The organism is Pseudomonas sp. PDM22, from assembly GCF_014851965.1.
GTDB lineage: Bacteria > Pseudomonadota > Gammaproteobacteria > Pseudomonadales > Pseudomonadaceae > Pseudomonas.
Map to the genome: position 1 here is coordinate 396,557 of NZ_JACVAR010000001.1, position 18,664 is coordinate 415,220.

At 65.3% G+C, this 18,664-nt stretch carries 19 protein-coding genes; 9 read left to right on the forward strand and 10 right to left on the reverse strand.

The window, feature by feature from the left end:
- The first annotated feature begins 10 nt into the window (after positions 1–10).
- From IB255_RS01860 to IB255_RS01870, 3 genes are all read left to right on the forward strand, one after another.
- On the forward strand, positions 11–2,470 hold the full coding sequence (locus IB255_RS01860) for a DUF3772 domain-containing protein (protein ID WP_081520329.1): 2,460 nt from the start codon (positions 11–13) through the stop codon (positions 2,468–2,470).
- Between the two features lie 199 nt (positions 2,471–2,669).
- Positions 2,670–3,716: a class I SAM-dependent methyltransferase gene (locus IB255_RS01865; RefSeq protein ID WP_081520328.1), complete on the forward strand. Its 1,047-nt coding sequence runs from the start codon at positions 2,670–2,672 to the stop codon at positions 3,714–3,716.
- 132 nt (positions 3,717–3,848) lie between these two features.
- Positions 3,849–4,418 (forward strand): hypothetical protein, encoded by a 570-nt coding sequence (locus tag IB255_RS01870; protein WP_081520327.1) that lies wholly within the window; start codon positions 3,849–3,851, stop codon positions 4,416–4,418.
- A 75-nt stretch (positions 4,419–4,493) separates the two neighbouring features.
- Here the strand turns inward: IB255_RS01870 and IB255_RS01875 are convergent, their stop codons facing one another.
- The 4 genes from IB255_RS01875 to IB255_RS01890 form a co-directional block, all read right to left on the reverse strand.
- Positions 4,494–4,709, reverse strand: a complete 216-nt coding sequence (locus tag IB255_RS01875; RefSeq protein WP_081520326.1) for a DUF3079 domain-containing protein — start codon at positions 4,707–4,709, stop codon at positions 4,494–4,496.
- A gap of 105 nt (positions 4,710–4,814) precedes the next feature.
- Complete coding sequence (locus IB255_RS01880) at positions 4,815–5,834, reverse strand: AraC family transcriptional regulator (RefSeq protein WP_081520325.1); 1,020 nt, start codon at positions 5,832–5,834, stop codon at positions 4,815–4,817.
- 224 nt (positions 5,835–6,058) lie between these two features.
- The gene (locus tag IB255_RS01885) at positions 6,059–7,240 is read right to left on the reverse strand and encodes a vWA domain-containing protein (protein ID WP_081520324.1); all 1,182 of its coding nucleotides are present in this window, start codon (positions 7,238–7,240) and stop codon (positions 6,059–6,061) included.
- Positions 7,241–7,355: 115 nt separating this feature from the next.
- Positions 7,356–8,201 (reverse strand): AAA family ATPase, encoded by an 846-nt coding sequence (locus IB255_RS01890; RefSeq protein ID WP_081520323.1) that lies wholly within the window; start codon positions 8,199–8,201, stop codon positions 7,356–7,358.
- A gap of 230 nt (positions 8,202–8,431) precedes the next feature.
- Here IB255_RS01890 and IB255_RS01895 point away from each other — a divergent pair, with 230 nt between their 5' ends.
- From IB255_RS01895 to IB255_RS01915, 5 genes are all read left to right on the forward strand, one after another.
- Positions 8,432–8,821, forward strand: a complete 390-nt coding sequence (locus IB255_RS01895) for a hypothetical protein (protein ID WP_081520322.1) — start codon at positions 8,432–8,434, stop codon at positions 8,819–8,821.
- Between the two features lie 22 nt (positions 8,822–8,843).
- Positions 8,844–9,044 carry a helix-turn-helix transcriptional regulator gene (locus IB255_RS01900; protein ID WP_081520321.1) on the forward strand — a complete coding sequence of 67 codons (201 nt, stop codon included), beginning with the start codon at positions 8,844–8,846 and terminating at the stop codon, positions 9,042–9,044.
- Between the two features lie 81 nt (positions 9,045–9,125).
- A complete protein-coding gene (cysK, locus tag IB255_RS01905; RefSeq protein ID WP_081520320.1) occupies positions 9,126–10,100 on the forward strand; it encodes a cysteine synthase A in 975 nt (324 codons plus the stop codon).
- Positions 10,101–10,311: 211 nt separating this feature from the next.
- Positions 10,312–11,406 (forward strand): polyamine ABC transporter substrate-binding protein, encoded by a 1,095-nt coding sequence (locus tag IB255_RS01910; RefSeq protein WP_081520319.1) that lies wholly within the window; start codon positions 10,312–10,314, stop codon positions 11,404–11,406.
- Positions 11,407–11,847: 441 nt separating this feature from the next.
- Positions 11,848–12,753 carry a DMT family transporter gene (locus IB255_RS01915; protein WP_081520318.1) on the forward strand — a complete coding sequence of 302 codons (906 nt, stop codon included), beginning with the start codon at positions 11,848–11,850 and terminating at the stop codon, positions 12,751–12,753.
- Between the two features lie 48 nt (positions 12,754–12,801).
- On the opposite strand, the gene IB255_RS01920 is transcribed toward IB255_RS01915, so the two are convergent.
- Complete coding sequence (locus IB255_RS01920) at positions 12,802–13,707, reverse strand: DMT family transporter (RefSeq protein WP_081520317.1); 906 nt, start codon at positions 13,705–13,707, stop codon at positions 12,802–12,804.
- An 85-nt stretch (positions 13,708–13,792) separates the two neighbouring features.
- Complete coding sequence (locus tag IB255_RS01925) at positions 13,793–14,290, reverse strand: GNAT family N-acetyltransferase (protein ID WP_081520316.1); 498 nt, start codon at positions 14,288–14,290, stop codon at positions 13,793–13,795.
- A gap of 164 nt (positions 14,291–14,454) precedes the next feature.
- On the opposite strand from IB255_RS01925, the gene aceK reads away from it, so the two are divergent.
- Positions 14,455–16,191, forward strand: coding sequence for a bifunctional isocitrate dehydrogenase kinase/phosphatase (gene aceK / locus IB255_RS01930; RefSeq protein ID WP_081520315.1), 1,737 nt, complete (start codon positions 14,455–14,457; stop codon positions 16,189–16,191).
- A 47-nt stretch (positions 16,192–16,238) separates the two neighbouring features.
- Here aceK and IB255_RS01935 read toward each other — a convergent pair whose 3' ends face one another.
- The 4 genes from IB255_RS01935 to IB255_RS01950 form a co-directional block, all read right to left on the reverse strand.
- Positions 16,239–16,763: a DUF2937 family protein gene (locus IB255_RS01935; protein WP_081520314.1), complete on the reverse strand. Its 525-nt coding sequence runs from the start codon at positions 16,761–16,763 to the stop codon at positions 16,239–16,241.
- A gap of 90 nt (positions 16,764–16,853) precedes the next feature.
- On the reverse strand, positions 16,854–17,627 hold the full coding sequence (locus IB255_RS01940; protein ID WP_045212370.1) for a class II glutamine amidotransferase: 774 nt from the start codon (positions 17,625–17,627) through the stop codon (positions 16,854–16,856).
- A gap of 3 nt (positions 17,628–17,630) precedes the next feature.
- Complete coding sequence (locus IB255_RS01945) at positions 17,631–18,077, reverse strand: HIT family protein (protein ID WP_081520313.1); 447 nt, start codon at positions 18,075–18,077, stop codon at positions 17,631–17,633.
- A gap of 64 nt (positions 18,078–18,141) precedes the next feature.
- Positions 18,142–18,612: an MFS transporter gene (locus IB255_RS01950; protein ID WP_081520312.1), complete on the reverse strand. Its 471-nt coding sequence runs from the start codon at positions 18,610–18,612 to the stop codon at positions 18,142–18,144.
- Positions 18,613–18,664: the final 52 nt, after the last annotated feature.

Consider the following 18,664-nt stretch of genomic DNA (forward strand, 5'->3'; position numbering starts at 1 on the left):
ATGGGGGAAGATGCGGGAAACCTTCGTACGCGCCTGCAGCCGTGCGCTGCTGATGCTGACCTTGTTGCTGGCGGGCGTTGGCGCCGTGCTGGCAGACGAGCCGACCGATGTCCAGGCCGGCGATTCCATCCAGCTGCCGGAGCTGCCCGAGGATGCTGGCGTCGAGCAGTTGGGCGCTCGCCTCGAACTGATCCGCCAGCGCGTCTCCGCCGACAGCGACGATGGCCTGCTGTCGAACCTGCGGCAGTCCGCTCTGGCCGTTCAGGCCCGCGCGGAGCAGAACGCCACCGATATCGGCACCGCGCTGTCGCGCACCGAAGACCAGCTCAAGGTGCTCGGCCCGGTCACGCCCAACGAGGCCGAAAGCCTGACCCGGCAGCGTAACGACCTGACGGATGCCCAGAAGGACCTGCAGAAACAGCTGGAGCGCGCCAACCAGCTGGACAAGAACGCCCAGGACCTCGCCGCGCAGATCGTCAACCTGCGCCGCAGCCAGTTCAACTCGCAGATCGCCACGCGCTACCCGCCGCCGCTGAGCCCCAGCTTCTGGTCGAACCTGATCCGCCCCACCGACGACGACCTGACGCGCCTGCAATCCATGCGCGCGCAGATCGGCGACGCCTTCGCCACGGTCTGGCGGCCCGAGCACCGCTCGCCCTTCATCGCCAGCCTGCTCGTCGCCCTGCTGTTGTGGATTCCCGGCCGGCGCCTGCTGGAGCAGTTGCTGACCAAGGCGATGATCCGCTGGATTCCGGTGGGCCGCCTGCGCCGCAGCGCCCTGGCGGTGGCGGTCGGCCTGGCCACCATCCTCACCCTCGGTGGCGGCGCCACGGTGATCCACGAAGGCATGAACTGGCACGGCCAGCTCAGCGGCAACATGGACAACCTCGGCAACCAGATGCTCTCGCTGGTGATCTTCTGCACCTTCACCGCCGGCCTGGGCCGCGCGCTGCTGGCCGTGCAGAGGCCGTCCTGGCGACTGCCCGACCTGCCCGACCCAGTGGCCACCGCCCTTTCGCCCTTCCCCTGGCTGATGGCCTGGATGCTGCTGGTGCTGGGCACGCTGGATCGCATCAACAGCTCCAGCGGCGCCAGCCTCGCGTTGACCGTGGCGGTCAACGGCCTCACCGCCCTGGCGACGGCCTTGCTCTACGGCATTGCGCTGTATCGCTATCGCGTTGCGCGCCGCGAAGCCGAAGGCCACGAAACCTCGCCGCTGGCCGGCATCCTGGTGTTCGCAATGCTGGTCACGGTGCTGCTGATCGTGCTGGCACTGGCCACCGGCTATCTGTCACTGGCGTACTTTTTTGCCGGCAAGCTGCTCTGGGCCAGCGTGGTGTGCGCCACCGGCTACCTGCTGACGAGCCTGTTCGTCGACCTTTGCGAAGTACTGCTGTCGCCGCGCCAGCCGATCGGCGAGCGGCTGGCGGAAAACCTCGGCGTCGATCCGCGCCACCAGGCGCAATTCGCCACCCTGCTGACCGGCGCGGGGCGCACGTTGCTGGTGCTGTCCACTCTGCTGATCGCCTTCTCTACCTCCGGCACCAGCCCCGGCGAACTGCTCCAGGGCCTGGTGCAACTGGTGGAAAGCGGCCAGTCGCTGGGGCGCCTGAACATCGTCCCGCAGGACATCCTGCTGGCCCTCGGCACTCTGGCCGCCGGCCTGTTCGGCCTGCGCCTGCTCAAGCGCTGGCTGGCCGACGAGCTGCTGCCGGAAACGCGCATGGACGCAGGCATGCGCGCCTCGCTGGTGACACTGGTGGGCTATATCGGCATGGTCATCCTGGTGTTGCTGGTGCTCTCGGCGCTGCGCATCAACCTCACCAGCCTGACCTGGGTGGTCAGCGCCCTGTCGGTGGGTATCGGTTTCGGCCTGCAGGCCATCGTGCAGAACTTCATCTCCGGCCTGATCCTGCTCACCGAGCGCCCGGTGAAGGTCGGCGACTGGGTCAGCCTGACCGGTGGCGTGGAGGGCGACATCCGGCGGATCAACGTGCGCGCCACGGAAATCCAGATGTCCGACCAGTCCACGGTGATCGTGCCGAATTCCCAGTTCATCTCGCAGAACGTGCGCAACGTGACCATGGGCAGCGCGCTGGGCGTGGTCGGCATCAACCTCACCCTGCCGCTGGATACCGACGTGCAGAAGGTCCGCGAATTGATGCTCAAGGCCTACAGCGAACACGAGAACATCGTCGAGACGCCGGCCCCTTCGGTGACTTTCAAGGACCTGAGCGCCACCGGCCTGACCCTGGCTGCCTCGGGCAACGTCAGCAGCCCGCGAGCGGTGTACTCGACCAAGAGCGACCTGCTGTTCACCATTTTCAGCGGCCTGCGCGAGGCCGGCATCAGCCTGAGCACACCGCAGAACCTGATTCTGCAGCGGCCGCAACTGGCGCGCCCGGAGCCTGCCGACGAAGCGGCAACACCGCAAGTCGGCGACGATACCGGGCCGAATCCGCCGCCGTAGAATGAAGGGGTTACGCCGGCGGGGCGGCCACCTCGCCGGTCTTTGCGCAACAGTCCCGCGCGGGAGCCGTCGTTGCGCCTGCAGCGTCCCGTGCCCGCCGTTGGCCGGCGCCCGTCGCGGCATCCGGCACCGCCGCCTGCCGCCTTCCTTCCTCGGTTGCCGCCGGGCCTCCCCGCGGCTACGCACGGGAGATCGCGCGATGGACGAAGCCAGACTCAACGAATTCATGGGCAAGCTGGTCACCGACATGGGTGGCGCGGCGATGCTCGCCAACATCATCCTGGGCGAGGAACTGGGCCTCTACAAAGCCATGGCCGACGGCCAGTGGCTGAGCCCGGCACAACTGGCCGAACGCAGCGGCTGCAATGCCCGCCTGCTGCGCGAATGGCTCAGCGCCCATGCCGCCTCCGGCTACATGGAGCACCAGGACGGCAACTTCCGCCTGCCCGAGGAACAGGCCATGGCGCTGGCCATCGAGGACTCGCCGGTGTACGTCGCCGGTGGTGCCTCCGTGGTTGCGGCGCTCTACCACGACAAGGACAAGCTGGTCGCCGCCATGCGCGGGGACGGCGGCCTGGCCTGGGGCGATCACCACCCCTGCATGTTCTCCGGCACCGAGAAGTTCTTCCGTCCCGGCTATCGCGCGCACCTTGTTGCAGAGTGGCTGCCGGCCCTGGACGAAGTGGTCGGCAAGCTCGAAGGCGGCGCGCGGGTGGCCGACGTCGGTTGCGGCCACGGCGCCTCCACCATCGTCATGGCGCAGTCCTTCCCGGCGTCGACTTTCGTCGGCTTCGACTACCACCAGCCTTCCATCGACGTGGCCAACCAGCGCGCCGGGCAGGCCGAAGTCGCCGAACGCACCAGTTTCCAGCGCGCCAGCGCCAAGGATTACCCCGGCAACGACTACGACCTGATCTGCTTCTTCGACTGCCTGCACGACATGGGTGACCCGGTGGGCGCCGCGCAGCACGCACGCCAGGCGCTGAAGGCGGACGGCACGGTGCTGCTGGTGGAACCCTTCGCCAATGACCACCTGGATGACAACCAGAACCCGGTCGGCCGGCTGTTCTATGCCGCCTCGACCTTCATCTGCACACCCAATTCGCTGTCCCAGGAAGTCGGGCTGGGGCTGGGTGCTCAGGCCGGCGAAGCACGCCTGCGCAAGGTGTTCGAGGAAGCCGGTTTCAGCCGCTTCCGCCGCGCGGCGCAAACGCCGTTCAACCTGATCCTCGAAGCCCGCCCGTAACACCTCCCCGATCAGCTACAGCGCCCGGAATACGGGCGCTGTAGCACGGAAACAATTCGTCATTTTGCCGTCATCAATCCGTTATGTGGCCCGTTGAAACTCGCAGGCTTTCAACCCAGGGAAGCCCCCAAGATGTTCAATAAAAAGACTGCCAACAAAGCTGCATCTCTAGCCCTGCTCGTCGCCGCCCTCGCCGGCTGCGCCGCTCAGGCTCCGGTCGCCAGCAAGGAAGCCACCCCCAACAACGACGACTGGTACCTGGTCCGCACCGACGAGACCCTCTACCTGTTCGATGACGCCACCGTCTACCGGGACTACATCGTGACCGGCAAGACCACCTACACCAAGGAAGTCGGCGAGAAGGACAAGTTCGGCCAGAACGTCGTGCTGGTCGTGCGTGCCGAAGACAAGGACAAGGACGCGAAGAAGATCGCCTCCTACCAGTTCTACAAGCAGAGCCTGCCGCCGTCGGCCGGCTTCTACGGCGAAATTCGCCAGGAAGGCGTGATCTACGTGGCCCAGCGCTACGGCGACATGGTCGACATGAACGGCCTGGGTGAACCGATCTTCCGCCACACCGAAATCGCCAGCGGCCCCAACGGCGAGCGTGTGGTCTACCTGATGCAGAAGGAAGAGAAGAAGCCGGTCGGCCTGATCGCCCGCTTCCAGAAGATCTACGGCATCACTCCCGCCAAGGGCTGATGACGCGAAAGCGCGTGCTCCGGGGAGGGAGTGCGCGCTTACTTCATTCCGGCGCCGCAACGGCGCGGGAGCGTGCTAGCTGGCGGGCTCCAGCTGCACAGTGGGAATCGTGTTGGGCGCTTCTATGCCCCAGTCACCGAACTGGTACCAGTCATCGCCGAGCATCTCGGCCGGGTGCATGGTGCGATCCGCGCCGTTGCCGCAGGCCAGGTTGGTCGCCGGGCAATAGCGGTCGCAGCCCCAGCAGATGCGCTCGGGATGTGGAGGATTGAGCGGGAATTTCTTGGCCATGATCAGGCCCTCGAGGGTTTCCTTGTGGGATCCCTGAAGGCTATGCCTGTCAGACCGACCTGATCCTTGATCTGCGACAATTTCGCGCGGAATTCATGCGCATCTTTACGCACGGAAGTGGCTAGGCGGCTGGCCGCTCCAGCGCTGGAAGGCGTGGCGCAGGCTGGCGGTCTCGCTGAAGCCCAGCTCCTCGGCGATGCGGTAGATCGGCATGTCGCCGTCCTGCAGCAGTTCCTTGGCGCGGGCGAAACGCAGTTCGTCGAGCAATTGCTGGTAGCTGGTCTGCTGCTGTTGCAGGTGGCGACGCAGGCTGCGCGAGGAGCAGTTCAGGCGGCGCGCCAGTTCTTCCAGGCCCGGCGGTTCCTGCAGGCGTTCGCCGAGGATCGCGCGGACCTTGTCGAGCCAGGCGCGGCGCGCCGCCAGGTCGATGTTCTGCCGGCGGCACTGTTCGAGCATCTCGCGGTGGGTCACTGCGTCGGCCAGCGGCAGGCGCATGTCCAGCCAGCTTGCCGGGAAGCCGATGGCGCTGCGCGCGCAATCGAATTCCAGCTGGCAGCCGAACAGCGTGGCGTAGGCCGCGCGGCGATCGGCCGGGCCGGCGTAATCGAATTCAGCGCGCACCAGCGGCAACGGCTGGCCGAGCAGGTCGGCGCAGGCCACCTTCAGCGAGCCCAGGCACAGCTCGGTGTTGAACGGGCGCAGCTCTTCTTCTTCGCCGTAGCCGGTGGCGACCAACCAGGCCATGTCGCCGTCCACTTCCAGCGCGAGGTGGAAGTAGGTGCCCAGCAGCACCGGGTAGCTCAGGCCGATGCGCAATGCTTCGCCCAGGGTCGGCGCGGAGATCAGCGCATACCCCAGCAGCCCGTAGGCGGTGATCCGCGTGCGCACGCCCAGGCGCAGGCCAAGGGCCGGCTCGCCAGCGAGGCTCTGCACATTGCCAAAGACCTGCTGCTCCTGCCAGGGGCTGACCAGCCGGCGCAGGTCGAGCAGGTCGTCGCCGGTGATGCCGCTGCCCTCGAGGATGGACTCGCGGCTGTGCCCCTCGGACTCCATCAGCGCGACGGTCAGCGAGGTCATGTGCAGGGAGTTGAGCCAGGTGGAGCGGGAGAAGGTCAGAGGATTCATTCGATGCCCATCGTAGGCGCTACGGCGCGCCAGCGGATGTTACCGTGGCCGGCGCAGGTCAGGGTGAGGCAAGTTGCGTGCCGGCCACCCAGCGTGGCCGTATCGATCCCCACGGGGCGGGGTTTCGACGCCGGGCGGGACAATTCCCGCCCGACTGCAGGGTTACCTTTGCGGACACCGGGACGGTGCGGGTGCACCGCCCTGGCGCTCAAACGTGGAGGAACTCAACCGCGCGAGAGGAAGCGCATGCCCTCTTCCAGACCGCTCAGGGTCAGCGGGAACATCTGTTCCTTCACCAGCTCGCGCACCAGACCGGTGGAGGCGGTGTAGTTCCAGGTGTCCTTCGGGTACGGGTTGATCCAGATGAGCTTCTTGTATTTCTCCATGAAGCGCTGCATCCACACGTAGCCGGCTTCCTCGTTCCAGTGCTCGACGCTGCCGCCGGCCTGGGTGATCTCATAGGGCGCCATGGCGGCGTCGCCGACGAACACCACCTTGTAGTCCGGCCCGTATTTATGCAGCAGGTCGAAGGTGGCGGTGCGTTCGCTGGAGCGGCGCAGGTTGTTCTTCCACACCGATTCGTAGATGAAGTTGTGGAAGTAGAAGTACTCCAGGTGCTTGAACTCGGTCTTGCAGGCCGAGAACAGCTCCTCGCAGACCTTCACGTGGGCATCCATGGAGCCGCCGATATCCAGCAGCAGCAGGAGCTTCACGGTATTGCGGCGCTCGGGACGCATCTGGATGTTGAGCAGCCCGGCATCCTTGGCGGTGTGGTCGATGGTGCCGTCGATATCCAGCTCTTCCGCCGCGCCCTCGCGGGCGAACTTGCGCAGGCGGCGCAGGGCGATCTTGATGTTGCGCGTACCCAGCTCGACCTGGTCGTCGAGGTTCTTGTACTCGCGCTGGTCCCACACCTTGGCGGCCTTGCCCTGGCGCTTGCCGGCGTCGCCGACGCGGATGCCCTCGGGGTTGAAGCCGCCGGAACCGAACGGGCTGGTGCCGCCGGTGCCGATCCACTTGTTGCCGCCGGCGTGGCGTTCCTTCTGCTCTTCCAGGCGCTTCTTGAACTCCTCGATGAGCTTGTCCAGGCCACCCAGGGACTGGATCTGCGCGCGCTCCTCGTCGGTGAGCAGGCGCTCGAACTCCTTGCGCAGCCACTCTTCGGGGATCAGCGCCTTGAGGTGGTCGTCGAGCTTTTCCAGGCCCTTGAAGTAGGCGCCGAAGGCTCGGTCGAACTTATCGAAATGGCGCTCGTCCTTCACCATGATGGTGCGGGCGAGGTAGTAGAACTCGTCCATGTCGGCGAACACGACGCGGTGCTTGAGCGCATTGATCAGGTCGAGCAGCTCGCGTACCGACACCGGCACCTTGGCCGCGCGCATTTCGTTGAACAGGTTGAGCAGCATGGCTGCGTCCTCTCGTGGAGCACATGCCCTGTAGGAGCGAGCTTGCTCGCGAACCCGGCGAAGCCGGAAAGAGCTTCGCGAGCAAGCTCGCTCCTACGAAGAGCAAATCCGTTGATCAGCGCGAAGCGCGACGGCTCATGAAGGCAAGGCGTTCCAGCAGCTGCACGTCCTGCTCGTTCTTCACCAGGGCGCCAGCCAGCGGCGGGATGGCCTTGGTGGGATCGCGCTCGCGCAGCACGGCTTCGCCGATGTTGTCGGCCATCAGCAGCTTCAGCCAGTCCACCAGTTCGGAGGTGGAGGGCTTCTTCTTCAGGCCTGGCACCTTGCGCACGTCGAAGAAGATGTCCAGTGCCTCGCTGACCAGCGTGCCGCTGATCTTCGGGTAGTGCACATCGACGATCTTCTGCAGGGTCTCGCGGTCGGGGAAGGCGATGTAGTGGAAGAAGCAGCGGCGCAGGAAGGCGTCCGGCAGTTCCTTCTCGTTGTTCGAGGTGATGATGATGATCGGGCGCTGTTTCGCCTTGATCGTCTCGTTGGTCTCGTAAACGTAGAACTCCATCTTGTCGAGTTCCTGCAACAGGTCGTTGGGGAACTCGATGTCGGCCTTGTCGATCTCGTCGATCAGCAGGATCACGCGCTCTTCGGCCTCGAAGGCCTCCCAGAGCTTGCCCTTCTTGATGTAGTTGCGCACGTCGTGGACCTTGTCCACGCCCAACTGCGAGTCGCGCAGGCGGCTGACCGCGTCGTACTCGTAGAGCCCCTGGTGGGCCTTGGTGGTGGACTTGACGTGCCAGGTGATCAGCTTGGCGCCGAAGGACTCCGCCAGCTGTTCGGCGAGCATGGTCTTGCCGGTGCCCGGCTCGCCTTTCACCAGCAGCGGGCGCTGCAGGGTGATGGCGGCGTTGACCGCCAGCTTGAGGTCGTCGGTGGCGACGTAGGACTGGGTGCCTTCGAACTTCATCGGTGAATCCTCGAACGATGCGGGCCGGGCGCTCTGCCGGGCCGGGCGAATGGTCGGACAAGCTGCGACTATACCGCGCAGCCAAGGCGAGTGTGAACGCAGACGCGGCATTCAGTCATTGAATGGCGGGTCAGGGGATGACTGATCGCAAATGGCCTGTCGATGACAAGTTTACTTTACATCGAAGAAACCCCGATGTTAAGTTCGCTTTACATCACAAGGAGACCGCGATGAATCCCGCCCTGCGCCGCTACACCCTGTCCTGCGCCGCCCTCATGTTCATTTACTCCGCCCTGGTCGCACTGATCAGCTGGGGGCTGGACCTGCAGAAGCTGCCTTATGCCCTGCGCGTCCTGGCCGCCGCTTCTCCGGCGCTGCCACTGCTGGCGATGCTCTATGTATTCGACCGCTACCTGCGCAGCGAGCCGGACGAATTCCTGCGTTTCCTGCTGTCCCGCGCCGCCATGCTGGCCGGCGGCGTGGTGGTCGGGCTGTTCAGCGCCTGGGGCTTCCTGGAGCAGTACGCCGCCTGGCCGCGTTTCCCGGTGATCCTCGCCTTCCCGTTGTTCTGGGCCGCCTACGGCGTGGCCGTGGTGCTGCTGCGCCGGCGCTTCGCCTGACCGATCCGAGAAAGGAGCAACCATGCACAATCGCCTCAAGGCACTGCGCGCCGAACGCGGCTGGAGCCAGCAGGACCTGGCCCTGCAACTGCAGGTTTCGCGGCAGAGCGTGATCGCCATCGAGAGTGGCAAGTTCGACCCCAGCCTGCCGCTGGCCTTTCGTATAGCCCGGGTCTTCGGCCTGCCCATCGAGGCCATCTTCAGCGACGCGCAGCCCGAGTGAGGCGGGTCCGCCGACTGGACTACGAAGCCCGCCGGGCATAGGCTGCTGGGTCTGCACAGCTCCGAACCTAAGGAACGCATCATGAGCCGCATTTTCGCCGACAACGCGCAGTCCATCGGCAACACGCCGCTGGTCCAGATCAACCGCATCGCCCCGCGCGGCGTCACCATCCTGGCCAAGATCGAAGGGCGCAACCCGGGCTACTCGGTGAAGTGCCGGATCGGCGCCAACATGATCTGGGATGCCGAGTCCGGCGGCCGCCTGAAGTCGGGCATGACCATCGTCGAGCCGACCTCCGGCAACACCGGCATCGGCCTCGCCTTCGTCGCCGCCGCCCGTGGCTACAAGCTGATCCTCACCATGCCCTCCTCCATGAGCTTGGAACGCCGCAAGGTGCTCAAGGCCCTGGGCGCCGAGATCGTCCTGACCGAGCCGGCCAAGGGCATGAAGGGCGCGATCGCCAAGGCCGAGGAAATCCTCGCCAGCGACCCGGCGAAGTACTTCATGCCGGCGCAGTTCGACAACCCGGCCAACCCGGCGATCCACGAAAAGACCACCGGCCCGGAAATCTGGAACGACACCGATGGCGCGGTCGACGTGCTGGTGGCCGGCGTCGGCACCGGCGGCACCCTCACCGGTGTGTCGCGCTTCATCAAGAACACCAAGGGCAAGCCGATCCTCTCGGTGGCTGTCGAGCCGGTCACCTCGCCGGTGATCAGCCAGGCCCTGGCCGGCGAAGAGATCAAGCCCAGCCCGCACAAGATCCAGGGCATCGGCGCCGGCTTCGTGCCGAAGAACCTCGACCTGTCGCTGGTCGACCGCGTCGCCACCATCGCCGACGAAGACGCCAAGAACATGGCCCTGCGCCTGATGCAGGAAGAAGGCATCCTCTGCGGCATCTCCAGTGGCGCCGCCATGGCCGCCGCGGTGAAGCTCGCCGAAGAGCCGAACATGCAGGGCAAGACCATTGTCGTGGTGCTGCCGGACTCGGGCGAGCGCTACCTCTCCACCATGCTCTTCGACGGCCTGTTCGAGGACCAGGAACTGGTCCAGTAAGCTCTATTCCGCCCCTCTGCGGGGCGGATTCCTACCTGCCGTTCCGAATCGGTGCGGCTCGGGTCACATGCGCTGTCTGCGGACCCGCAGGCAGCCATGGCCCCTCGCCATGTTCCGGCAAAATGGTTAATTCTTGCGCAGCCCGCGACGAAGCGTCGCCCATCTTTCGCGGATGGCCCGGGCTTTCCGCACCGTTGTCAGGAACACAAGAATGAAAATTTCCGCCCCGTTGCTCTCCACCCTTGCACTCTCCCTCTCCGTTGCCGCCGGCGCCGCCCAGGCCGATAACGTGAAGATCTACAACTGGTCCGACTACATCGCCCCGGACACCGTGCCGACCTTCACCAAGGAAACCGGCATCCAGGCGACCTACGACGTCTACGACAGCAACGAGACCCTCGATGGCAAGCTGATGACCGGCAAATCCGGTTACGACATCGTGGTGCCGTCGAACCACTTCATGGCCAAGCAGATCCAGGCCGGCGCGCTGAAGAAGCTGGACAAGAGCCAGCTGCCGAACTGGAAGAACCTCAACCCGGTGCTGATGAAGGCACTGGAAGTGAACGATCCGGGCAACGAGCACGGCTTCCCCTACCTGTGGGGCACCACCGGCATCGGCTACAACCCGGCCAAGATCAAGGAAGTGCTGGGCGACAACGCGCCGATCGACTCCTGGGACATCTTCTTCAAGCCCGAGTACATGGAGAAGCTGGCCAAGTGCGGCGTAGCGGTGCTGGACAACGGCCCGGAGCTGCTGCCGATCACGCTGAACTACCTGGGCCTGCCGCATCACAGCCAGAAACTGGATGACTACAAGAAGGCCGAGGAAGCGCTGCTCAAGGTGCGTCCGTACATCCGCTACTTCCACTCCTCCAAGTACGTCAGCGACCTGGCCAACGGCGAGATCTGCGTAGCCGTCGGCTTCTCCGGCGACATCCTGCAGGCCGCCACCCGCGCCAAGGAAGCCAAGAACGGCGTGGAAATCCAGTACTCCACGCCGAAGGAAGGCTCGCCGCTGTGGTTCGACATGGTCGCCATGCCCAACGACGCACCGGATGAGAAGGCTGCCTACGCCTTCATGAACTACCTGCTGCGCCCCGAAGTAATGGCTGGCGTGAGCAACTACGTGCACTACGCCAACGGCAACCTGGCTGCCGACCCGCTGGTGGACAAGGCGATCAAGGCAGACCCTGCGATCTACCCGCCGCAGGACAAGATGGCCAAGCTGTTCGCCCTCGAATCCATGCCAATGAAGATCGACCGCGTGCGTACCCGCACCTGGAACACCATCAAGACCGGCAAGTAAGCGTCACCCTTGCCTGACAACGCGCGGCCCCGGCCGCGCGTTGTCGTTTTCGTCGCGCAAGTCGCGCTTTGCCGCGCAACTCGCACAGGGCTCGCCAGCGGCGATCCGGGCCGCTATAGTCAGCCCACGCAGCACAGATGCTGCCCCACTGAACAGGTTCGCCTTCCATGTCCCGATACCCATTGCCCGATCCGGCAATCACCGTTGCAGCCTCCCCGGCCTGCGGCGCGGGTGCGGGCGCGGCCTGCCCTCCCCCGCCCCCTGTCGTCGCTGTTGCGTCGCCTCCGCCTCCCGGTGCGGCCTACCCGCCACCCGGCGTGAGCTTCTGACGCCACACGCGTTTTCCATCGCCTGGTTTTCCGCGCTCAACTGACGCGGCGCCCGGTCTGTGTCCGGCCTATTGATGGCCGGTCGTGATCTGCCTGACGACAGGTGCATTGCATGATTTCGCTCAACCGTTCCTCCCTGGCCGCCCTGGCCAGCACCTCCCTGTTCGTGCTGCTGTGGAGCAGCGCCGCCATCATCAGCAAGTGGGGCCTGGCCCATGCTTCGCCGATGGTCTTCCTCATCGCCCGCTTCGGCACCGCGCTGGTGGCGCTGCTGATCCTCTCGCCGCTGATCGGCCTGCGCTGGCCGCGCGAGCGCAAGCAGGTGCGCCACGCCGTGCTCACCGGCCTGGTGATGCTGGGCATCTACCCGATCTTCTACCTGATGGCGCTGGACCTGCACGTCACCCCCGGCGTCATCGCCACCGTTCTGGGCGTGCAGCCGATGCTGACCAGCTTTCTGCTCGAACGCCGGCATTCGGCCCCGCGACTGGGCGGCCTCGCGCTGGGTCTGATCGGGCTGGTGATGGTGGTCTACCAGAGCATCGGACTGTCAGGCCTGACCTTCGCCGGCCTGGCCTGCTGCCTGCTGGCGCTACTGTCGATCACCGGCGGCTCGATCCTGCAGAAGAACATCCGCGAGAACCCGCTGGGCACACTGCCCCTGCAGTACATGGCCGGGCTCGCGCTGTGCATTGGCATCGCGCCCTTCCAGCCGCTGCACGTGGAGTGGAACGCCGCGTTCATCCTCAGTGCGCTGTGGATGGGCCTGATGGTCTCGGTACTGGCCACCGTGCTGCTCTACCGGATGATCGCAGCGGGCAACCTGGTCAACGTCACCAGCCTGTTCTACCTGGTGCCGGCGGTCACGGCACTGATGGACTATGCGGTGTTCGGCAATCGCCTGTCTGCGCTTGGCCTGCTAGGTATGGGACTGATCGTGCTGGGCCTGATGCTGGTCTTCCGCCCGGCAGCCCCGGCACGTGAATCCAAGTCGACACAGGCTGTGGATAACCGCTAGCCAACCCCGATGGACGCAGGCGAGGATCGTTCCTCGCCTGCGCTTCGCTCAGTTGGCTGCCTCGGCCTTCGGCTGCGGCGCCGGGCGCAGTACCAGCCACAGCGCCAGGGCAATCAGCACACCACCCTGCAGGTGCGCCCAGGAAAGCGACTCATCCAGCAGCAGCACGCCCCAGAACACACCGAACGGCGGAATCAGGAAGGTCACCGTCATGGTCTTCAGCGGGCCGATGCTGGCCAGCAGGCGGAAGTACAGGACGTAGGCGAAGGACGTGCAGAGGAAGCCCAGCCCGGCCAGCGCCAGCAGGATCTTCGGGTCGGCCAACGGCGCCAGCGGCATGTCGAGGCTGGTACCGAGGAAGAACGGCAGCAGGCACAGGGTTGCGCCCGTCTGGCTGCCCAGGGCAGAGACGGCGAAGTCCAGTCCGCCCTGGTCGTTGATCCAGCGCTTGGTGAAATACCCGGCGAAGCCGTAGCAGGTCGTCGCCACCAGGCAGGCGGCGGCGCCCCAGAGCACCTGGGCATCGAAGGGGACCGGGCCGGCGCGGGTCAGCACCGCTACGCCCGCCAACCCCAGCAGCACGCCGAGCGCCTTGCCGCCGGTGAGCGCCTCACCGAAGAACAGCGAACCGATCAGCACGCCCATCAGCGGCGTGGTGGCGTTGAAGATCGCCGAATACCCCGCCGGCAGGAACTGCGCCGCCAGGCTGTACATCAGCACCGGGATGCCAGAGGCGATCACGCCGATCAGCAGAAGACGCACCAGCTTGCCGCGGAAATCCCAGCGCGTGCGCAGGGCCAGCATGATCACCACCAGCCCGATGGCCGACAGCAGCACACGGAAGAACGCCGTCGGCATCACGCCGATGGCAGGCACCAGTTGGCGCATGAACAGGAAGCTGGCGCCCCAGATGGCGGCCAGCCCGAACATATTCAGCAGAGCAGCGGGATTCATCGCGAAAAGCTCCAGGGCAGGTAAGCCACCAGCCTACGCCGGCGGCAGACACCATCCATCCATAGCTGACTTTCAAAGTCCACTGTCAGATACGACGCAGGCGAGCCATGCTCAGCACGTCGGCGTAAACGCCGTCGCGCAGGGCGAATTCGCGCAGCGTTCCTTCCACCTCGAAACCGAACTTGCGGTACAGCGCGATGGCCGGCGCATTGTCGGTGTAGACGGTCAGCTCGACGCGACGCAGGCCCATCCAGTTGTCGGCGACGTCCATCAGTTCAGCCAGCAGCCGCGTGCCAATGCCGCGTCCCTGCCAAGCCACCGCGACGCCCATGCCGATGCTGCCGCAATGGCCACGACGCACGCGCGAACACTTGTCCAAGGTGGCAGTTCCTACCAATTCACCCTGATGCACAGCCGCCAGTGTCACCAGACTCTCGTCATCCAGGCACATGCGCTTGCGCCACAGGGCGGGAGCCTGATACGGCATCTGCAGCACCTGGCGAGCCACGGCGGGGTCGTTGTAAAGGGCAGTCAACGCGTCGATGTGCTGTTCGGTACAGCGCTCGATGTGAATCTCACTCATCGGGTATCAGCTCCTTGCCGAAAACGATTGCTCGAGGGAACGGGCTGACCAGCATACGCGCGAAATCTGCAGGAAAGCGGCGTCAAATGCCGACGAATCCGCCCTTTCCCAACCGATTCCTCATGGCTAAGCTCGCTGCACCAGAACCCAGCAGAGGCGCTCCCATGGCTCAGCACTGGCCGGCGACCGAGATCGCGACCCTGATCCTCGAAGGCTTCGACGACTACCGCGCGAAGTTCCACCAGATCACCGCCGGGGCGCCCGCGCGTTTCGAGCAGGCACAGTGGCAGGAAGCCCAGCGCGCCTCCGCCGAACGCATCGAACTGTACGAGGAAATGGTCGCCGAGACCGTGGGCAGACTGACCCGCGCCATGGCCGGCATCGACCTGGTGGACGTGGAGCGCTGGCCCATCGCCAAGAGTGCCTACATCACCCTGATCGACCCGCGGCTGGACGATGAGTTGGCGGAAACCTGGTTCAACTCGATCTTCTGCGGCCTGTTCAGCCACGACAACATCAGCGACGGCACGATGTTCGTGCACACGACCCGACCCTCGCTGCGCGCCCATTCGCGTGATCCGCACACCCGTATCTACCGCCCCGGCGGCCAGCTGCGCCAGGCGCTGGAAAGCATCTTCGACGACTACCGTTTCGCCGTGGACTACGATGACCGCGAACGCGACCTGCAGCGCCTGGACAGCCTGCTGCACGCCAACCTGCCGGACTGGGTGTGCAAGGACCCGACTCTGACCATCGAACTGATCGGCTCGGTGTTCTACCGCAACAAGGGTGCCTACCTCGTCGGCCGCCTGTTCACCCCGGAAGAGCAGTGGCCGCTGGTGTTCCCGCTGGTGCACCACGAAGGGCGCGGCATCCAGTTCGACACGGTGATCACCGACGAGGCGGAAGTCTCGATCATCTTCTCCTTCACCCGCTCCTACTTCATGGTCGACGCGCCGGTGCCGGCCGAGATGGTCGCCTTCCTCAAGCGCCTGCTGCCGGGCAAGCACATCGCCGAGCTGTACACCTCCATCGGCTTCTACAAGCAGGGCAAGAGCGAGTTCTACCGCGCACTGATCAACCACCTGGCGACCACCGACGACCGCTTCGTCATGGCCCCCGGCGTGCGCGGCATGGTGATGAGCGTGTTCACCCTGCCGGGCTTCAACACCGTGTTCAAGATCATCAAGGACAACTTCAACCCGGCCAAGACCGTGGACCACGCCACAGTGATCCAGAAGTACCAGCTGGTGAAGAACCATGACCGCGTCGGGCGCCTGGCCGATACCCAGCAGTTCGCCGACTTCCGCTTCCCGGTACGCAAGTTCGACCCCGACTGCCTCGCCGAACTGCTGGACGTCGCGCCCTCCACCGTGATGCTCGAAGGCGACGTGGTGCTGATCCGTCACTGCTGGACCGAGCGCCGCATGACCCCGCTGAACATCTACCTGGAGCACGCCACGCCGGCGCAGGTGGAAGAAGCGCTGAAAGACTACGGCCTGGCGATCAAGCAACTGGCGGCGGCGAACATCTTCCCCGGCGACATGCTGCTGAAGAACTTCGGCGTCACCCGCCATGGCCGCGTGGTGTTCTACGACTACGACGAAATCTGCTACCTCACCGAAGTCCATTTCCGCCACATCCCGCCAGCGCGCTACGAGGAAGACGAGATGTCCTCCGAGCCCTGGTACTCGGTGGGGCCGATGGATGTGTTCCCGGAAGAGTTCCCGCGCTTCCTGTTCGTCGACCTGAAGCTGCGCCGGCAATTCGCCAAGCTGCACGGCAACCTGTTCGACGCGGATTACTGGAAGGGACTGCAGGAGCAGATTCGCGCGGGGAAAGTGATCGACGTGTTCCCCTACCGCCGCCACGAATCGCCGGAGGAAGCGCTGGCGCGCTAGGCCAAGTCAGGCGCGCTCCTGCTGGAGCGCGCCCTTATGAATAACCGTCAGTTCCAGTGCCGCCGCGAGGCGCGACGGTTATCCCCCAGACCAACCAGGGCTGCCAGAGAAGCCATCAGCACCTCGGCGATCCACGCCAGCAGCAGCCCGCCGGCCAGCGCCCAGCCAATGGCCTCGGGCTCCAGCACCACCTGGTAGCGGTAGTTCTCGTAGGTTTCCTGCAGCAATTCATGGTTTGGCGCCGTCACCATGTGCAGGGCGCGCTGGTACCAGGGGCCCTGCAGGGCCTGCCATTCATTCTCGAACAGCTGGGCACGGCGCATCAGGCGCTCGATGTTGTCGGCGTCACGCTGGAAGACCGGGTCGGCACTCCCGCGGTAATGCGCCACCAGGGCACTCAGGTCACCCTTGAAGAACTGCCCCGATGTGTCCTTGAAGCCCTGCAGCGCCTGAGTCGCCTCGATGCGATGGGCGTCGACGCGTTGCGCGTAATCCTTGATGAAGCCCGGCACCTGGACCGCGACCATCAGCCCCAGTGCAAACAGCACCATGCGTACGTAGCTGCGCAGCATTCTTTCCCCCTTCGTTCTTATGGATGTGCAAGGCGACGCCGGATTCTCCCGCTTGCCGCACCGGCATTCCGGGAATGCTTCACGTCCCGATCAGATGCGGCCCTGGGTGACGATCTCGCCACGCCACCAGAGCATCCATTCGCCGCCCTGCATCAGGGTCCAGTTTTCGTTGTCAGTCAACGGTTCGGTGGCGATCACCGTGACCACATCGTTGGGTGTGGTTTCCGACTGGAAGTCCACCGTGACGTCGGCATCGCGCAGGCGTGCCGGCCCGAATGGCGCGCGGCGGGTGATCCAGGCCAGCTTGGTGCTGCAGAAGGTAAACAGCCAGTCGCCGTCACTGAGCAGGCAGTTGAACACGCCCTTCTCGCGGTAGGAGGCGCAGGCGGTGACCAGGGTGGGCAGCAACACCTCCACCGGCACTGGCTCGGGGAAGGCACGGCGCACGCGGTTGAGCAGATCGCAGAAGGCTGCTTCGCTGTCGGTGTCGCCCACCGCGCGGTAGAGACCGGGCTCGGGATGGAAGTCGGCGAGCTGGCCGTTGTGGGCGAAGGTCCAGTAGCGCCCGCCCATTTCGCGCACGAACGGGTGGGTGTTGGACAGGCAGACCTTGCCGACGTTGGCCTGGCGGATATGGCCGATCACCGCCTCGCTCTTGATCGGGTAGCGCTGCACCAGCCGCGCGACTTCCGAATCGACGCTGGCGGACGGGTCCTGGAACAGCCGCACACCGCGCCCTTCATAGAAGGCGATGCCCCAGCCGTCGCGGTGCGGGCCGGTGCCGCCGCCGCGCTGCATCAGCCCGGTGAAGCTGAAGACGATGTCCGTCGGGACGTTGGCGCTCATGCCGAGCAACTCGCACATGAATCAGTTCTCCTCCATCAGTGCCTCGCGCAGCTGATGCAGCTCGCGTTCCAGGCGATTCTGCATCCTTTTCCGCCCCAGCGGCAGGAACCGCGTGAGCACGCGCAGCAGCAGGGCCGGCAGGTCGTTCAGCTCACGCGGGATAAGGTGCAGATGAAAATGTTCGACGTGCTGGTTGGCCGCGGGGCCATCGTTCACCAGCAGATTGATGCCGACCCGCCCGTAGCCGGCACGACGCAGCACGCGCTCCATGCGCTCGGCCAGCGGGATCAGGTCCTGCTGCGCCGCTTCGGATAGCTGGTGCAGGAAGGTCGCGTGCTCGCGGGCCACCAGCAGCAGGTGCGCGGGGCGCAGCGGGTAGATGTCCAGCAGCACGATGAAATGGTCGTCTTCGTAGAGGATACGGGCCGGCACGCGACCGGCCGCGATGGCGCAGAACACGCAGTCCATGGGAACTCCTCGAAAGGCCGTTCAGTTCATGCTGGACGCGTGCGGGGCAGGACGCAAGGTCGGTCTACAGGCGCGGTTCGATCCGCGCACGATTGTCGTGCCGCTCACTGGGGTGGGAGTTCACGCCTTCCACCAGTTCAGGCTGCATCAGCTGGCGCAGGGTCGGCTCGTCTTCCGCTTCCTTGTCCTGGCGGCGCTTCTTCAGCGAACGCTCCAGTGGCCAGCGGATCAGCACGAACAGCAGGTACAGGCCGAACGCGGCGAGCAGCACCAGGGCGAGGTCGGAGACGGCGCGCCAAGCGTTGTTGCCAACCTTGAACACCACGTCCAGCGCGGTAATGGCGATCGCCGGGGCGTACAGGTTGTTCGCCGGGTCCACCGGGGTCGGGGTGAACAGCAGGACGATGACGATCACCCGCAGGGGTTCGCGCAGCCAGCGCCACATCCAGCCGGTCATCAGGAACCAGACCAGGGTCAGGCCAAGGCCGGCGGCAATATAAGCGCCCCAGGCAAGCGTGTAATCGTGTTCGTTCATGCGCGTGCGTACGTGCGGTGTCGACAGAGGGGTGCGTATGATAGCTGCTTTT

Excerpts from the sequence above, each read along its gene's own strand:
- IB255_RS01860 (WP_081520329.1), top strand. The coding sequence starts at position 11 with ATGCGGGAAACCTTCGTACGCGCCTGCAGCCGTGCGCTGCTGATGCTG.
- IB255_RS01865 (WP_081520328.1), top strand. The coding sequence starts at position 2,670 with ATGGACGAAGCCAGACTCAACGAATTCATGGGCAAGCTGGTCACCGAC.
- IB255_RS01870 (WP_081520327.1), top strand. The coding sequence starts at position 3,849 with ATGTTCAATAAAAAGACTGCCAACAAAGCTGCATCTCTAGCCCTGCTC.
- IB255_RS01875 (WP_081520326.1), bottom strand. The coding sequence starts at position 4,709 with ATGGCCAAGAAATTCCCGCTCAATCCTCCACATCCCGAGCGCATCTGC.
- IB255_RS01880 (WP_081520325.1), bottom strand. The coding sequence starts at position 5,834 with ATGAATCCTCTGACCTTCTCCCGCTCCACCTGGCTCAACTCCCTGCAC.
- IB255_RS01885 (WP_081520324.1), bottom strand. The coding sequence starts at position 7,240 with ATGCTGCTCAACCTGTTCAACGAAATGCGCGCGGCCAAGGTGCCGGTG.
- IB255_RS01890 (WP_081520323.1), bottom strand. The coding sequence starts at position 8,201 with ATGAAGTTCGAAGGCACCCAGTCCTACGTCGCCACCGACGACCTCAAG.
- IB255_RS01895 (WP_081520322.1), top strand. The coding sequence starts at position 8,432 with ATGAATCCCGCCCTGCGCCGCTACACCCTGTCCTGCGCCGCCCTCATG.
- IB255_RS01900 (WP_081520321.1), top strand. The coding sequence starts at position 8,844 with ATGCACAATCGCCTCAAGGCACTGCGCGCCGAACGCGGCTGGAGCCAG.
- cysK (WP_081520320.1), top strand. The coding sequence starts at position 9,126 with ATGAGCCGCATTTTCGCCGACAACGCGCAGTCCATCGGCAACACGCCG.
- IB255_RS01910 (WP_081520319.1), top strand. The coding sequence starts at position 10,312 with ATGAAAATTTCCGCCCCGTTGCTCTCCACCCTTGCACTCTCCCTCTCC.
- IB255_RS01915 (WP_081520318.1), top strand. The coding sequence starts at position 11,848 with ATGATTTCGCTCAACCGTTCCTCCCTGGCCGCCCTGGCCAGCACCTCC.
- IB255_RS01920 (WP_081520317.1), bottom strand. The coding sequence starts at position 13,707 with ATGAATCCCGCTGCTCTGCTGAATATGTTCGGGCTGGCCGCCATCTGG.
- IB255_RS01925 (WP_081520316.1), bottom strand. The coding sequence starts at position 14,290 with ATGAGTGAGATTCACATCGAGCGCTGTACCGAACAGCACATCGACGCG.
- aceK (WP_081520315.1), top strand. The coding sequence starts at position 14,455 with ATGGCTCAGCACTGGCCGGCGACCGAGATCGCGACCCTGATCCTCGAA.
- IB255_RS01935 (WP_081520314.1), bottom strand. The coding sequence starts at position 16,763 with ATGCTGCGCAGCTACGTACGCATGGTGCTGTTTGCACTGGGGCTGATG.
- IB255_RS01940 (WP_045212370.1), bottom strand. The coding sequence starts at position 17,627 with ATGTGCGAGTTGCTCGGCATGAGCGCCAACGTCCCGACGGACATCGTC.
- IB255_RS01945 (WP_081520313.1), bottom strand. The coding sequence starts at position 18,077 with ATGGACTGCGTGTTCTGCGCCATCGCGGCCGGTCGCGTGCCGGCCCGT.
- IB255_RS01950 (WP_081520312.1), bottom strand. The coding sequence starts at position 18,612 with ATGAACGAACACGATTACACGCTTGCCTGGGGCGCTTATATTGCCGCC.